Consider the following 14,635-nt stretch of genomic DNA (forward strand, 5'->3'; position numbering starts at 1 on the left):
GGTTCTCATATTGGATCAGGCCGCTGCCTGTTTAATCACTTGCAGAATCAACCAATTATTATCCCCGTCTCTTCTATTAAAATGGTGGAAAGCTGATCCGTCATTGTCACTGTCAAATCCTTCATGTGCATTAGAAACAGCTTCACGTGGCAAAGTAAAGGCTGCGGCACTAAAAAATAAAATAGAAGAACAATATCCAAAACTTCAGCATTTACTCTCTGTATATCATCAGCAAGGCATTAATGTCATTCCAATATCCTCAGATCAATATCCATTCTGGCTGAAAACCATTTATGATCCGCCTCCCGTGCTGTTTGCAAAAGGTGATATATCCCTTCTTTCTCAAGGGAGAAAAATAGGAATTGTAGGTACGAGACATCCGACAGCCTATGGAATCCGGGTTGTCAATCATCTTACAATAGAGCTTTGCCATAAAAAGTGGGTGATTGTCAGCGGGCTGGCGTCTGGGATTGACGGATTGTCCCATGCTGCAAGTATTAAGGCGAAGGGGCGGACAATCGGAGTCATCGCAGGCGGATTTCAGAACATTTATCCTCGAGAAAATCTTCAATTAGCAGAACACATGGCTAAACACCATCTTCTTCTGTCAGAGCATCCACCTGAAACCAAACCCCAAAAATGGCATTTCCCTATGAGAAACCGTATCATCAGCGGGTTAAGTGAGGGCATTATTGTTGTGCAGGGCAAAGAAAAAAGCGGTTCTTTGATTACCGCATACCAAGCGCTGGAACAAGGGAGAGAAGTATTTGCCGTACCCGGTTCTGTATTTGATCCTTACGCCGGAGGTCCTATAAAATTGATTCAAGAGGGGGCTAAAGCCATATGGTCAGCAGAGGATATTTATGCAGAGCTTCCTGAGAAAAACGTTCAATATACGGAACCCTTTTGAATTATCGTTTGACAAACAGCATTGTAATATTTAATAATAGTGAGGATTTAAAGTTGCATATTGTTTTCTATTTAAATAATGACGTTCATCATAAAGAATGAAATGTTGAAAGCCAAATAAAGACAGCTGCAAATATAAAATAAAATTTGAAATACTTGAAGAGAGAGAACACCTCTTGAGGGGGATGAAAATGTCTGATTATCTAGTCATCGTGGAATCGCCCGCTAAGGCGAAAACGATTGAACGTTACTTAGGTAAAAAATATAAAGTGAAAGCATCAATGGGACATGTCCGGGATCTTCCAAAAAGTCAAATGGGAGTTGACATAGAACAAAATTTCGAACCGAAATATATAACCATTCGAGGTAAAGGTCCGGTACTAAAAGAGCTGAAAACGGCTGCCAAAAAAGCTAAAAAAGTTTATCTCGCAGCCGACCCCGACAGAGAAGGGGAAGCGATTGCATGGCACTTGGCCCACAGCCTTGATTTGGATCTTCATTCAGACTGCCGTGTTGTGTTTAACGAAATTACGAAAGATGCAATTAAAGAATCATTTAAGCATCCCCGCATGATCAATATGGATTTGGTGGATGCACAGCAGGCGAGACGTATATTAGACAGGCTCGTTGGATATAAAATCAGCCCAATCCTTTGGAAAAAAGTCAAAAAAGGACTCAGTGCTGGCCGTGTTCAATCTGTTGCCCTTCGTTTAATTATTGATCGTGAAAAGGAAATTAACGACTTTAAGCCAGAGGAATATTGGACAATAGACGGCACGTTCTTAAAAGGACAGGAGACGTTTGAAGCGGGCTTTTTCGGTAAAAACGGCAAAAAACTTCCTTTAAAGAGTGAAGCGGATGTAAAAGACATACTTTCTCAGCTCAAAGGCAATAAGTATACAGTTGAAAAAGTAACTAAAAAGGAACGTAAACGTAATCCGGCCTTGCCATTTACAACTTCCACCCTTCAGCAGGAAGCAGCGCGTAAGCTCAATTTCAGAGCGAAGAAAACGATGATGATTGCGCAGCAATTATATGAAGGAATTGATCTTGGAAAAGAAGGAACTGTCGGTCTGATCACATATATGAGAACGGATTCAACCCGCATTTCCAATACAGCAGTTGATGAAGCGGCAGCGTTTATTGATCAAACGTACGGAAAAGAGTACTTAGGCGGCAAAAGAAAGCCCGCTAAAAAGAATGAAAATGCTCAGGATGCCCACGAAGCGATCCGTCCGACGTCGGTTCTCAGAAAACCAAGCGAATTAAAAGCAGTCCTTGGCAGAGATCAGCTGAGACTGTATAAATTAATTTGGGAGCGCTTTGTTGCCAGTCAAATGGCATCTGCTGTTTTAGATACAATGAGTGTTGATTTGACAAACAACGGTTTGATTTTTCGCGCAAACGGAAGTAAAGTCAAGTTTTCCGGGTTTATGAAAGTGTATGTTGAAGGCAAAGACGATCAATTGGAAGAAAAAGACCGGATGCTGCCTGACTTGCAAGAGGGAGACACTGTTTTATCTAAGGACATAGAACCGGAACAGCATTTTACCCAGCCGCCTCCGCGCTATACTGAGGCCCGTTTGGTTAAAACGCTTGAAGAACTCGGGATCGGCCGTCCTTCCACTTATGCTCCGACGCTTGATACGATTCAGCGGCGCGGGTACGTTGGTTTGGATAATAAACGGTTTGTTCCCACAGAATTAGGGCAGATCGTGCTTGAGCTGATCATGGAATTTTTCCCTGAAATCATTAACGTTGAGTTTACGGCAAAAATGGAAAAAGACCTTGATAATGTTGAGGAAGGCAATATAGAATGGGTACAGATTATTGATAACTTCTATACCGATTTTGAAAAGCGCGTGAAAAAAGCCGAATCAGAAATGAAGGAAGTTGAAATTGAACCAGAATATGCCGGAGAGGATTGTGAATTATGCAGTTCTCCTATGGTATATAAAATGGGCCGATACGGTAAATTCTTAGCTTGCTCCAATTTCCCCGATTGCCGGAATACAAAGCCGATTGTCAAACAAATCGGTGTGAAGTGTCCGAGCTGCGGAGAAGGAAATATTGTTGAGCGAAAATCGAAAAAGAAACGGGTTTTTTACGGCTGTGACCGTTATCCGGACTGTGAATTCGTTTCCTGGGACAAACCAATTGAACGAAAATGTCCGAAATGCGGAAAAATGCTTGTTGAGAAAAAGCTCAAAAAAGGCATACAAGTCCAATGCGTGGAATGCGATTATAAGGAAGAACCACAGAAGTAGCGGTGAGCAGGGTCTTGCTCACCTTCTTTGTGTGTTAAAAGAAGACAATGAATAATAAACTAGGAGATGTGAAAGATGAACCAACAAACAGTGAATGTAATCGGAGCCGGACTCGCAGGCAGTGAAGCGGCGTGGCAGCTTGCCAAACGGGGGATTCAAGTCAGATTATATGAAATGCGCCCAGTCAAACAGACGCCTGCCCATCATACTGATAAATTTGCAGAACTGGTATGCAGCAACTCTTTACGCTCCAATACACTTGCTAACGCTGTAGGTGTATTAAAAGAAGAAATGCGTGCGCTTGATTCGGCAATTATTGCTGCGGCTGACGAATGCTCAGTGCCTGCCGGCGGCGCACTTGCTGTAGACCGGCATGAATTTGCGGCAAGTGTGACAAACCGGGTGAAAAACCATCCCAATGTTACCGTCGTTAATGAAGAAGTAACAGAAATACCAGAAGGACCAACGATTATCGCAACTGGTCCGTTAACTTCAGAATCATTGTCTGCACAGTTAAAAGAGCTTACAGGAGAGGACTATTTATACTTCTATGATGCAGCAGCGCCTATCGTAGAGAAAGACAGCCTGGACATGGATAAAGTGTATTTGAAATCCCGTTATGACAAAGGAGAAGCGGCTTATCTAAACTGCCCGATGACAGAAGAAGAGTTTGACCGTTTTCATGAAGCTTTGACATCAGCAGAAACTGTGCCGTTAAAAGAGTTTGAAAAAGAGATTTTCTTTGAGGGCTGCATGCCGATTGAAGTAATGGCAAAACGAGGAAAGAAAACAATGCTTTTCGGACCGATGAAGCCAGTGGGATTAGAGCATCCTGTTACCGGAAAACGTCCATATGCAGTCGTTCAGCTCAGACAGGATGATGCGGCGGGAACTCTCTATAATATTGTAGGATTCCAAACTCATTTAAAATGGGGAGACCAAAAGGAAGTCCTCAAATTGATTCCCGGACTTGAAAATGTGGAAATCGTCAGATACGGTGTTATGCACAGAAATACATTCATTAATTCTCCAAGCTTGTTAAAACCGACTTACCAATTTAAAAAACGGAACGATTTGTTCTTCGCAGGACAAATGACGGGAGTAGAAGGATATGTGGAATCGGCTGCTTCTGGGCTTGTAGCAGGTATTAATGCGGCTAAACTTGTTTTAGGAGAAGAGCTTGTCACTTTTCCTCAGGAAACAGCAATAGGCAGTATGGCTCACTATATTACAACAACAAACCAGAAGAACTTCCAGCCGATGAATGCAAACTTTGGGCTTTTGAAAGATTTGCCTGTTAAAATTAAAAATAAAAAAGAGCGTAATGAACAGTACGCAAATCGGGCGATCGAGACAATTCAAACAATTTCGAAAACAATATAGGTATTGATTGCAACTTGATCGCGATTTGTGATACCATTTAAAAGCCCTTCCTGGGGAGGTATTTGGCATGGAGAATGTTAAGAATTTCGTAAAGTTATTCGTTGAATATTTACAAATTGAAAAAAATTATTCACAATATACTATTGTGAATTATGTGGATTCAATTGAAGAATTCGAGACTTTCCTGCGCGTTCAAGGTATAAATGGATTTGAAGAAGTTGCATATCAAGATACTAGAATTTTTTTGACGGAAGCCTATGAAAAGGGTTTATCAAGAAGAACAATCAGCAAAAAAATTTCTGCATTGAGAAGCTTTTACAAATTTCTGATGCGAGAAAAGCTTGTTGATGATAATCCGTTCCAGCTTGTTCATCTGCCGAAACAAGAGAAACGGATACCGAAGTTTCTATATCAAAAAGAGCTTGAGGAACTGTTTGAAGTTTCAGATATAAGCCAGCCGACCGGCATGAGGGATCAAGCGCTATTAGAGCTTCTCTATGCTACCGGAATGAGGGTCAGTGAATGCTCTTCCATAAGTGTTCATGATCTTGATTTATTTATGGATACTGTGCTTGTTCACGGGAAAGGCAAGAAGCAGCGTTATATCCCTTTTGGGTCTTACGCCCGCGAAGCGTTGAAGTTATATATGAATAGCGGAAGACAGTGCTTGCTGAAAAAAGCAAAAGAACCTCATGATCTATTATTCGTGAATCAAAGAGGCGGACCGCTTACAGCCCGAGGCATTAGGCACATTTTAAGCGGGCTTGTCAAAAAAGCGTCCGGCACTTTACATATCCATCCGCATATGCTTCGACATACGTTCGCCACTCATCTATTAAACGAAGGAGCAGATTTGAGGAGCGTTCAAGAACTGCTCGGGCATTCCAATCTGTCTTCGACACAGATATACACGCACGTTTCGAAGGAAATGTTGAGAAACACATATATGTCTCACCATCCAAGAGCTTTTAAGAAAAATTAAAGGAGGCCCTTTATGTCATCTTTTCATGCGACCACAATCTTTGCAGTACAGCATAAGGGACGAAGCGCAATGTCCGGAGACGGTCAAGTTACATTTGGTCAGGCTGTTGTAATGAAACATACTGCGAGAAAAGTAAGAAAACTGTTTAACGGCAAGGTTCTCGCAGGATTTGCGGGATCTGTTGCAGACGCTTTCACTCTATTCGAAAAGTTCGAAGCGAAACTTGAAGAATATAATGGCAACTTAAAACGGGCTGCTGTTGAGCTTGCAAAGGAATGGCGAAGCGACAAAGTGCTTAGAAAGCTTGAAGCCATGCTGATCGTTATGAATCAAGATACCTTGCTTCTCGTGTCGGGAACTGGTGAGGTTATCGAGCCGGATGACGGCATTCTGGCAATTGGATCAGGCGGCAACTATGCTTTGGCAGCCGGAAGAGCGCTGAAAAAGCATGCCGGGGAGAGCATGACTGCAAGTGAGATTGCTAGAGCTGCGCTGGAAACAGCGGGCGAAATTTGTGTATACACGAACGATCAAATCATACTGGAAGAGCTTGAATAGAAAGGACTTGAGGCGCATGGAAAAAAAACCGTTAACACCAAGACAGATTGTAGATCGGTTAGACCAATACATCGTCGGTCAGCAAAACGCGAAAAAAGCTGTCGCCGTGGCATTAAGAAACCGCTATAGAAGAAGTCTCCTGGATGAAAAGCTGAAAGACGAGGTCGTTCCGAAAAACATTTTAATGATGGGGCCTACCGGGGTAGGGAAAACTGAAATTGCCAGACGAATCGCTAAGCTTTCAGGTGCGCCATTTATCAAAATTGAAGCAACAAAATTTACAGAAGTCGGCTATGTAGGCAGAGACGTTGAATCAATGGTCAGAGACCTTGTGGAAACTTCTGTTCGTCTTATAAAGGAAGAAAAAATCAACGAAGTGAAGGAGCAGGCAGAAGAAAATGCAAATAAACGCATTGTTCGCCTGTTAGTTCCAGGGAAGAAAAAACAATCAGGCGTTAAAAACCCGTTTGAAATGTTTTTCGGCGGCAGCCAGCCAAACGGCGAGGACGAAACGGAAAGCCAGGAAGAAGCAAACATTGAAGAAAAAAGAAAACGCATGGCTCATCAGCTGGCATTAGGAGAGCTCGAAGACCACTATGTTACTGTAGAAGTTGAAGAGCAGCAGCCGTCTATGTTTGACATGCTGCAGGGCTCGGGTATGGAGCAGATGGGCATGAATATGCAGGATGCACTGAGCGGATTGATGCCAAAGAAAAAGAAACGCCGTAAAATGACAGTCAGAGAAGCCAGAAAAGTCCTGACGAATGAAGAGGCAAGCAAACTCATCGATATGGATGAAGTCAGCCAGGAAGCTGTCCATCGGGCAGAAGAGAGCGGAATTATCTTTATCGACGAGATTGATAAAATTGCAAAAAACGGTGGCGCGTCATCTTCAGCTGATGTATCAAGAGAAGGTGTTCAGCGTGATATTCTCCCAATCGTTGAGGGTTCTACCGTTGTCACTAAATACGGTTCAGTTAAAACAGACCATGTATTGTTTATTGCAGCGGGAGCATTTCATATGGCCAAACCGTCTGATCTGATTCCTGAACTGCAAGGGCGTTTTCCAATTCGTGTAGAACTGAGCAAACTGACGGTTGACGATTTCGTGAGAATTTTAGTTGAACCCGATAACGCGCTCTTGAAACAATATCAGGCATTATTGCAGACAGAGGGTATATCTCTTGAATTTTCTGACGAAGCTATTCATAAGATTGCTGAAGTCGCCTATCATGTGAACCAGGAAACAGATAATATCGGTGCGAGACGCCTTCATACAATACTCGAACGTCTGTTAGAAGATCTCTCTTTTGAAGCTCCGGATGTAACAATGGAGAATATAACGATTACACCGCAGTATGTGGAAGAAAAGCTCGGAACGATAGCTAAAAACAAAGATTTAAGTCAATTTATATTGTGAAAATTTAATAAGAGGAATGTTTAGGAGGATCATTTATCATGGCTTTATTACAAAAAACAAGAATTATTAACTCCATGCTGCAAGCTGCGGCAGGGAAACCGGTTAACTTTAAAGAAATGGCGGAAACGCTTCGGGATGTAATTGATTCCAATATTTTCGTTGTGAGCCGCAGAGGAAAACTTCTCGGCTACTCTATCAACCAGCAAATTGAAAATGACCGTATGAAAAAAATGCTTGAGGATCGCCAATTCCCAGAGGAATATACGAAGAATCTGTTCAACGTCCCTGAAACATCTTCTAACCTGGATATCAACAGTGAGTATACTGCTTTCCCTGTTGAAAACAGAGACTTGTTCCAAGCTGGTTTAACAACAATTGTGCCGATCATCGGAGGCGGAGAAAGATTAGGTACACTCATTCTTTCACGTTTACAGGATCAATTTAATGATGATGATTTAATTCTTGCTGAATACGGCGCTACAGTTGTCGGAATGGAAATTCTGAGAGAAAAAGCAGAAGAAATTGAAGAAGAAGCAAGAAGCAAAGCAGTCGTACAAATGGCAATCAGCTCTCTTTCTTATAGTGAGCTTGAAGCAATTGAACACATCTTTGAAGAGCTTGACGGAAACGAAGGTCTCCTTGTTGCAAGTAAGATTGCAGACCGTGTCGGCATTACCCGCTCAGTTATTGTTAACGCACTCAGAAAGCTTGAAAGCGCCGGTGTAATTGAATCAAGATCATTAGGAATGAAGGGTACTTATATCAAAGTGCTCAACAACAAATTTCTGATTGAATTAGAAAATCTGAAATCCCATTAATAAAAAAAGAACCCCTTTTTAAGGGGTTCTTTTTTTATTCAAATAAAGGAAATCAATAAGCTTTATTTCCTGGGCGAAAAGTCTTTCTTTGTAATAATTTTAATAAAGTTTATTATTTTCTTCATAAAAACAGAAAAATGACGAAATAAATGGGGAAAATACAGAAATCCAGCTATTTTCAGCCTTATATCAAAGTAAAAAACATAGTTCAAATAATCTAGGACTATGTACCTAGTTATAAAATAGATATATATGAGGACATTTTTTTACACGAACTTCATAGACTTTATGCCTGTTATTTCTTACAATAAGCATATGGTTTTACAAATCTCGACAAGGATATTGAGGGTGAAAAAAACTGAAATGGAGGTAAGTGGATTTGAGCTTATTTTCTGGAACGATACAAAATCTTGAAAATGCCTTGGGCAGAGCGAATATTAAGCAAAAAGTCATAACTAATAATATTGCTAATATAGATACACCGAACTATAAGGCAAAAAAAGTCTCTTTCCAAAATTTATTAGATCAAGAATCCTCTCGTCTCGAATCTATAAAAACAGACTATCGGCATGTTGATTTTTCTGATGCTGATTCAAATTATTCAATTGTAACGAGCGGAGATACATCTTATCAGCAAAACGGAAATAATGTTGACGTTGACAAAGAGATGACAGAACTAGCTGAAAATCAGATTAACTATCAAGCTTTAGTTGAAAGAATGAACGGCAAATTCAATTCTCTAAAGACCGTACTAACAGGAGGGAAATAATGACAGCTTTTCAAAGCTTAAATGTTTCAGCATCAGCTTTAACAGCTCAGCGCCTCAGAATGGATGTTGTATCGTCTAACTTGGCGAATATTGATACGACAAGAGCCAAGCAGGTAAACGGTGAGTGGGTGCCTTACAGAAGGAAAATGGTTTCGCTTCAGTCAAAAGGTGAATCGTTCTCGTCGATTTTGAATTCTAAAATGAGCGGAAGCGGCAATGTCGGAAATGGGGTAAAGGTTACAAAAATCATTGAGGATAACTCTGATTTTAATCTGGTCTATGATCCGACTGACCCTGATGCAAACGCTGAAGGGTATGTGCAAAAGCCGAATGTTGATCCATTAAAAGAAATGGTTGATCTTGTCAGCAGTACGAGATCATATGAGGCCAATGTCACAGCGATGAATGCCTCAAAGGGAATGCTGATGAAGGCTCTAGAAATCGGAAAGTAAGGTGATGAATGTGATCAATGCAATTTCTCCTTTTCAGGTTCAAAATACTCAAAACACTCAAAATGCAACAAATCAATTAAACAATAGCCAAAAAACAGACTCTTCAAATCAAACAAGCTTTTCGGAGCTTTTAAAAAACTCTATAAGTTCGTTAAATGAGTCCCAAGTAGCTTCTGACAATATGACTAATGCCTTGGCTGCAGGAAAAGATGTGAATCTTGATGAGGTCATGATCGCCGCTCAAAAAGCAAGCATCTCTCTGACTGCTGCAACTGAGTTCCGCAACAAAGCTGTGGAAGCATACCAGGAGATTATGAGAATGCAAATGTAGGGGGTCTGACGAGAAAGAGAAAGAGTGGAATGACCGGGGGTTAACATGAATCGTACTCTAATGCAAATGAAAAACAAAACGAGTGAGTTTTGGAAAAATAGATCTAAATTACAAAAGGTTTTAATGATTAGTGCTTTAGCGGCAATTATCATTCTTGCCATTATTATCAGTATTTTTTCTTCTAATCAGAAAATGGCGCCGCTGTACAAAGATTTGTCAGCTGAAGAAGCCGGACAGATCAAAGAGGAATTGGATGCAAAAAAAGTGCCTAGCGAACTTTCAAATGGCGGTACGGTCATTAAGGTTCCGGAAGATCAGGTTGATTCACTGAAAGTTCAACTGGCGGCAGAAGGGCTTCCTAAAACCGGATCAATTGATTACTCATTTTTTGGACAGAACGCCGGCTTTGGTTTAACAGATAATGAATTTGATATGGTGAAAGTCAAAGCCACACAAACGGAACTATCCAATCTGATTAATGAAATGGACGGTATCAAAAATTCAAAAGTAATGATTAACCTTCCGAAAGACGCTGTCTTTGTCGGTGAAGAGCAATCAGCTGCATCTGCTTCAATCGTCCTGCAGACTCAGCCTGGATACACTCTGGACCAAAGCCAGATCAACGGATTATATCATCTGGTATCAAAAAGTGTGCCGAACTTAAAAGAAGATAACATCGTCATCATGGACCAGAACTCTACATACTATGACAAAACAGACAGCGGTTCAGGGTCCTACGCTGATAGTTATTCTTCGCAGCAGGGAGTTAAATCCCAAGTTGAAAAAGACATTCAAAAACATGTTCAGTCATTGCTTGGAACGATGATGGGGCAGGACAAAGTTGTTGTTTCTGTCACGGCTGATATTGACTTTACAAAAGAAAATCGCACAGAAGACATCGTCGAGCCTGTTGACAAAGAAAACATGGAAGGCATCGCGGTCAGTGCTGAAAAAGTATCGGAAACATATCAGGGAGACGGCGCAGCTAATGGCGGAACTGCCGGAACCGGTGATGAAGATGTAACAAACTATCAGGCTGACGGTGAAAATACCGAAAGTGGGAACTACGAAAAAAGCAGTAATAAAATCAATTACGAGGTTAACCGAATCCATAAAGAAATAGCTGAAAGCCCTTATAAGGTAAGGGATTTAGGGATTCAAGTAATGGTAGAGCCGCCTGATGCCAAAAACACAGCGTCGCTATCAACTGAAAGACAGGATGATATACAAAAAATCCTTTCAACTGTTGTCAGAACATCATTGGATAAGGATGAAACACAGAACCAGAACCTTTCTGATGAAGATATCAATAATAAAATTGTTGTCTCCGTTCAGCCTTTTGACGGAAAAGTAAGTCTTGATACTGATACGGAAAAATCCTCCGGTATCCCAATGTGGGTATATATCGTAGGGGGCGTATTGATCGCAGTCATTATCATTCTGATCATTATGTTTATCAGAAAGAAACGCGCTCAAGAGGATGAATTTGAGGAATACACGTACGAAGTGCCTCAGGAGCCTATCAATTTGCCTGATATTAATGAAGAGGAAAATGAAACAGAGGAAACAGTCAGACGAAAACAGCTTGAAAAGATGGCGAAAGATAAGCCTGAAGACTTTGCAAAACTGCTGAGAAGCTGGCTGGCCGAGGATTAGGAGGGATTAGAAATGGCGAGACGTGATCAAGACAAGCTTACAGGAAAACAAAAAGCAGCCATTCTCATGATTTCCTTAGGTTTAGATGTGTCAGCTTCTGTATATAAGCATTTAACCGATGAAGAAATTGAAAGGCTTACCCTTGAAATATCAGGAGTTAGAAGTGTCGATCATCAAAAAAAGGATGAAATTATAGAGGAATTTCATAATATAGCGATTGCCCAGGATTATATTTCTCAGGGCGGATTAAGCTATGCCAGACAAGTTCTTGAGAAGGCGCTGGGAGAAGATAAGGCTGAAAACATACTAAACAGGCTGACTTCTTCTCTGCAAGTTAAACCATTTGACTTTGCCAGAAAAGCAGAGCCTGAACAAATTTTAAATTTCATCCAACAAGAGCATCCGCAAACGATGGCTTTAATCTTGTCTTACCTTGACCCTGTGCAGGCCGGACAAATTTTATCCGAGCTAAATCCTGAGGTACAGGCAGAAGTCGCAAGAAGGATTGCGGTAATGGACAGAACGTCACCTGAAATTATTAATGAAGTAGAACGGATTCTGGAACAGAAATTATCCTCCGCATTTACTCAGGATTATACACAAACCGGCGGAATCGAAGCTGTTGTTGAAGTGTTAAACGGTGTAGACAGAGGAACAGAAAAGACGATATTGGATTCCTTGGAAATTCAGGATCCTGATCTTGCTGAAGAAATCAAGAAGCGGATGTTTGTCTTTGAGGATATTGTTACCCTTGATAACCGAGCAATTCAGCGGGTTATACGCGATGTTGAAAACGACGATCTGCTTCTTTCATTAAAGGTGGCAAGCGAGGAAGTCAAAGAAATTGTATTCAACAATATGTCACAGCGTATGGTTGAAACATTCAAAGAAGAAATGGAATTTATGGGCCCTGTACGTTTGAAGGATGTAGAAGAGGCTCAATCAAGAATTGTAAGCATCGTCAGAAAGCTTGAAGAAGCCGGTGAAATTGTTATAGCAAGAGGCGGAGGAGACGATATTATTGTCTAATATCATTAAACAAGAATCATCTTTTTCCCCACAGCAGGAAAGAAGAAAGCTTTCTTTACAAGAGGTTCGGATCGATCATTCACATCTTTTACAGACTGAAGAAAATCCGGAAGCTTTAATGGCTCGGATCAAAGAAGAAGCTGATCGGATTTCCGAGCAAGCGAACAGCCAGATGGAAGATATCCGCCGTCAAATTGAAAAGGAAAAAAATGATTGGGCGGCTGAAAAACAGCAGCTTATTGAAGAAGCGAAAACAGAAGGTTTCGAACAAGGTGTTGCATTAGGGAGAGCTGAAGCCTTGCAACAGTATGCTGAGCTGATCAATCAGGCAAACAGCATAACAGAGATGTCCAGAAAAGCTGTAGAGGATAAGCTTGAAGATGCCTCGGGAGAAATCGTTGAGCTTGCCGTTGCGTTAGCTAAAAAAGTATGGCAGCAAAAATCTGATGATAAAGAGGCCTTTATCCTGCTTGTGGAACAGGTGGTAAACGAAGTAAAGGAATATGACGATATATCAATATATGTGGACCCTTATTACTATGAAACAGTTTTTCAGCATAAAGACGAAATCCAGCAGCTTCTTTACAAAGAATGCCGGCTGGGTTTATACGCCGACGAAAAAGCTGAAAAAGGATCATGTTATATAGAAACTCCTTTTGGAAGAGTGGATGCAAGCATTGATACCCAGCTGGTGCAACTGAAGCATAAGCTCCTTACAGCACTGGAAGCAGGTGCGGATCAATGAAGACACAGAGTCTGATAGATTGCATAGAAATGACAGACTCGTATAAGCGTTATGGAAAAGTGAAACGGGTGATCGGCCTGATGATCGAATCAAAGGGGCCGGCAAGCTCAATTGGCGACCTGTGCCTGATTTATGCAAAAGGTCAATCAAGTAAAGTCATCAAAGCTGAAGTTGTTGGATTTCAGGAAGAAAATATTTTGTTAATGCCCTATTTAGAGGCCGCTAGCATTGCCCCCGGGAGCATTGTTGAAGCCACTGGTGAATCTCTTCGTGTAAAGGTAGGAGCCGGTCTGATCGGACAAGTCATTGATGCGTTTGGCGAACCGCTCGACGGAAAACTTTTGCCGAAAGGACTTTCGCCTGTATCGACGGAGCAATCACCTCCTAACCCGATGAAACGCCCGCCTATTCGTGAAAAAATGGGTGTTGGAGTCAGGTCTATTGACAGTCTGCTGACTGTCGGAAAAGGCCAGCGGATTGGTATTTTCGCAGGAAGCGGCGTCGGAAAAAGCACATTAATGGGAATGATCGCTAAACAGACCGAAGCTGATTTGAACGTAATTGCACTCGTCGGAGAACGCGGTCGAGAGGTTCGGGAGTTTATTGAAAAAGACTTGGGAGTAGAGGGTCTGAAGCGGTCAATTGTAGTCGTTGCTACCTCAGACCAGCCTGCATTAACGAGGTTGAAAGCCGCATATACGGCGACAGCCATTGCTGAGTACTTTCGTGATAAAGGGCAAAATGTCATGTTTATGATGGATTCTGTCACAAGGGTGGCGATGGCTCAGAGGGAGATCGGACTTGCCGCTGGAGAGCCTCCGACGACAAAAGGATATACGCCCTCTGTGTTCGCTATTTTACCTCGTTTACTAGAGAGAACAGGTGCAAATGAACACGGAACAATCACAGCGTTTTATACAGTGTTAGTCGACGGAGATGACATGAATGAGCCTATTGCTGATACTGTTCGCGGAATCTTAGACGGACACATTGTGTTAGACAGGGCTCTTGCTAATAAAGGCCAATTTCCTGCCGTCAATGTGTTAAAAAGCATCAGCAGGGTGATGTCAAACATCTCGACAAAACAGCACTTAGACGCAGCGAATAAATTCCGTGAACTTTTATCAACGTATCAAAATTCTGAAGATCTCATTAATATTGGAGCTTACAAAAGAGGGTCCTCAAGAGAAATTGATGAGGCGATACAATTTTATCCGCAGCTTATTCAATTTCTGAAGCAGGGAACAGAAGAATCAGCATCATTGGAAGAAAGCATTGCTGCATTAACTAGTTTGACAGGAAATGAGGAATAGAAC

14 protein-coding genes are annotated in these 14,635 nt (G+C 41.5%); all 14 read left to right on the forward strand.

What is annotated here, in order from left to right:
* The first annotated feature begins 10 nt into the window (after window positions 1-10).
* Window positions 11-910, forward strand: a complete 900-nt coding sequence (dprA, locus tag WA325_RS00340) for a DNA-processing protein DprA (protein ID WP_336183044.1) — start codon at window positions 11-13, stop codon at window positions 908-910.
* Window positions 911-1,100: 190 nt separating this feature from the next.
* On the forward strand, window positions 1,101-3,176 hold the full coding sequence (topA, locus tag WA325_RS00345) for a type I DNA topoisomerase (RefSeq protein WP_336183045.1): 2,076 nt from the start codon (window positions 1,101-1,103) through the stop codon (window positions 3,174-3,176).
* 75 nt (window positions 3,177-3,251) lie between these two features.
* Complete coding sequence (gene trmFO / locus WA325_RS00350; RefSeq protein WP_024121391.1) at window positions 3,252-4,559, forward strand: FADH(2)-oxidizing methylenetetrahydrofolate--tRNA-(uracil(54)-C(5))-methyltransferase TrmFO; 1,308 nt, start codon at window positions 3,252-3,254, stop codon at window positions 4,557-4,559.
* A gap of 67 nt (window positions 4,560-4,626) precedes the next feature.
* Window positions 4,627-5,541 (forward strand): tyrosine recombinase XerC, encoded by a 915-nt coding sequence (gene xerC, locus WA325_RS00355; RefSeq protein ID WP_044155903.1) that lies wholly within the window; start codon window positions 4,627-4,629, stop codon window positions 5,539-5,541.
* Between the two features lie 12 nt (window positions 5,542-5,553).
* Complete coding sequence (clpQ, locus tag WA325_RS00360) at window positions 5,554-6,099, forward strand: ATP-dependent protease subunit ClpQ (RefSeq protein ID WP_014663962.1); 546 nt, start codon at window positions 5,554-5,556, stop codon at window positions 6,097-6,099.
* A 16-nt stretch (window positions 6,100-6,115) separates the two neighbouring features.
* Entirely contained in the window at window positions 6,116-7,519 is a 1,404-nt protein-coding gene (gene hslU / locus WA325_RS00365) for an HslU--HslV peptidase ATPase subunit (protein WP_024121393.1), read from the forward strand.
* A 38-nt stretch (window positions 7,520-7,557) separates the two neighbouring features.
* Window positions 7,558-8,337, forward strand: a complete 780-nt coding sequence (codY, locus tag WA325_RS00370; protein WP_003220850.1) for a GTP-sensing pleiotropic transcriptional regulator CodY — start codon at window positions 7,558-7,560, stop codon at window positions 8,335-8,337.
* Window positions 8,338-8,716: 379 nt separating this feature from the next.
* A complete protein-coding gene (gene flgB / locus WA325_RS00375) occupies window positions 8,717-9,106 on the forward strand; it encodes a flagellar basal body rod protein FlgB (RefSeq protein ID WP_010334244.1) in 390 nt (129 codons plus the stop codon).
* A complete protein-coding gene (gene flgC / locus WA325_RS00380) occupies window positions 9,106-9,558 on the forward strand; it encodes a flagellar basal body rod protein FlgC (protein WP_336183046.1) in 453 nt (150 codons plus the stop codon). Before flgB ends, flgC begins: the two co-directional genes overlap by 1 nt.
* Before the next feature lie 10 nt (window positions 9,559-9,568).
* Complete coding sequence (fliE, locus tag WA325_RS00385) at window positions 9,569-9,889, forward strand: flagellar hook-basal body complex protein FliE (RefSeq protein WP_024121395.1); 321 nt, start codon at window positions 9,569-9,571, stop codon at window positions 9,887-9,889.
* Window positions 9,890-9,934: 45 nt separating this feature from the next.
* On the forward strand, window positions 9,935-11,545 hold the full coding sequence (gene fliF / locus WA325_RS00390) for a flagellar basal-body MS-ring/collar protein FliF (protein WP_059335795.1): 1,611 nt from the start codon (window positions 9,935-9,937) through the stop codon (window positions 11,543-11,545).
* 12 nt (window positions 11,546-11,557) lie between these two features.
* Entirely contained in the window at window positions 11,558-12,574 is a 1,017-nt protein-coding gene (fliG, locus tag WA325_RS00395; RefSeq protein WP_003231981.1) for a flagellar motor switch protein FliG, read from the forward strand.
* Window positions 12,567-13,319: a flagellar assembly protein FliH gene (gene fliH, locus WA325_RS00400; protein ID WP_336183047.1), complete on the forward strand. Its 753-nt coding sequence runs from the start codon at window positions 12,567-12,569 to the stop codon at window positions 13,317-13,319. The genes fliG and fliH overlap by 8 nt, the downstream gene beginning before the upstream one ends.
* Window positions 13,316-14,632, forward strand: coding sequence for a flagellar protein export ATPase FliI (gene fliI / locus WA325_RS00405; RefSeq protein WP_336183048.1), 1,317 nt, complete (start codon window positions 13,316-13,318; stop codon window positions 14,630-14,632). Before fliH ends, fliI begins: the two co-directional genes overlap by 4 nt.
* Window positions 14,633-14,635: the final 3 nt, after the last annotated feature.

The organism is Bacillus sp. 205(2023) (genome assembly GCF_037027485.1).
GTDB classification, from domain to species: Bacteria; Bacillota; Bacilli; order Bacillales; family Bacillaceae; genus Bacillus; species Bacillus halotolerans.

What these genes read in the sequence shown, in the direction of transcription:
- topA (WP_336183045.1), top strand. Translation starts at nt 1,101, where the DNA reads ATGTCTGATTATCTAGTCATCGTGGAATCGCCCGCTAAGGCGAAAACG.
- trmFO (WP_024121391.1), top strand. Translation starts at nt 3,252, where the DNA reads ATGAACCAACAAACAGTGAATGTAATCGGAGCCGGACTCGCAGGCAGT.
- xerC (WP_044155903.1), top strand. Translation starts at nt 4,627, where the DNA reads ATGGAGAATGTTAAGAATTTCGTAAAGTTATTCGTTGAATATTTACAA.
- clpQ (WP_014663962.1), top strand. Translation starts at nt 5,554, where the DNA reads ATGTCATCTTTTCATGCGACCACAATCTTTGCAGTACAGCATAAGGGA.
- hslU (WP_024121393.1), top strand. Translation starts at nt 6,116, where the DNA reads ATGGAAAAAAAACCGTTAACACCAAGACAGATTGTAGATCGGTTAGAC.
- codY (WP_003220850.1), top strand. Translation starts at nt 7,558, where the DNA reads ATGGCTTTATTACAAAAAACAAGAATTATTAACTCCATGCTGCAAGCT.
- flgC (WP_336183046.1), top strand. Translation starts at nt 9,106, where the DNA reads ATGACAGCTTTTCAAAGCTTAAATGTTTCAGCATCAGCTTTAACAGCT.
- fliF (WP_059335795.1), top strand. Translation starts at nt 9,935, where the DNA reads ATGAATCGTACTCTAATGCAAATGAAAAACAAAACGAGTGAGTTTTGG.
- fliG (WP_003231981.1), top strand. Translation starts at nt 11,558, where the DNA reads ATGGCGAGACGTGATCAAGACAAGCTTACAGGAAAACAAAAAGCAGCC.
- fliI (WP_336183048.1), top strand. Translation starts at nt 13,316, where the DNA reads ATGAAGACACAGAGTCTGATAGATTGCATAGAAATGACAGACTCGTAT.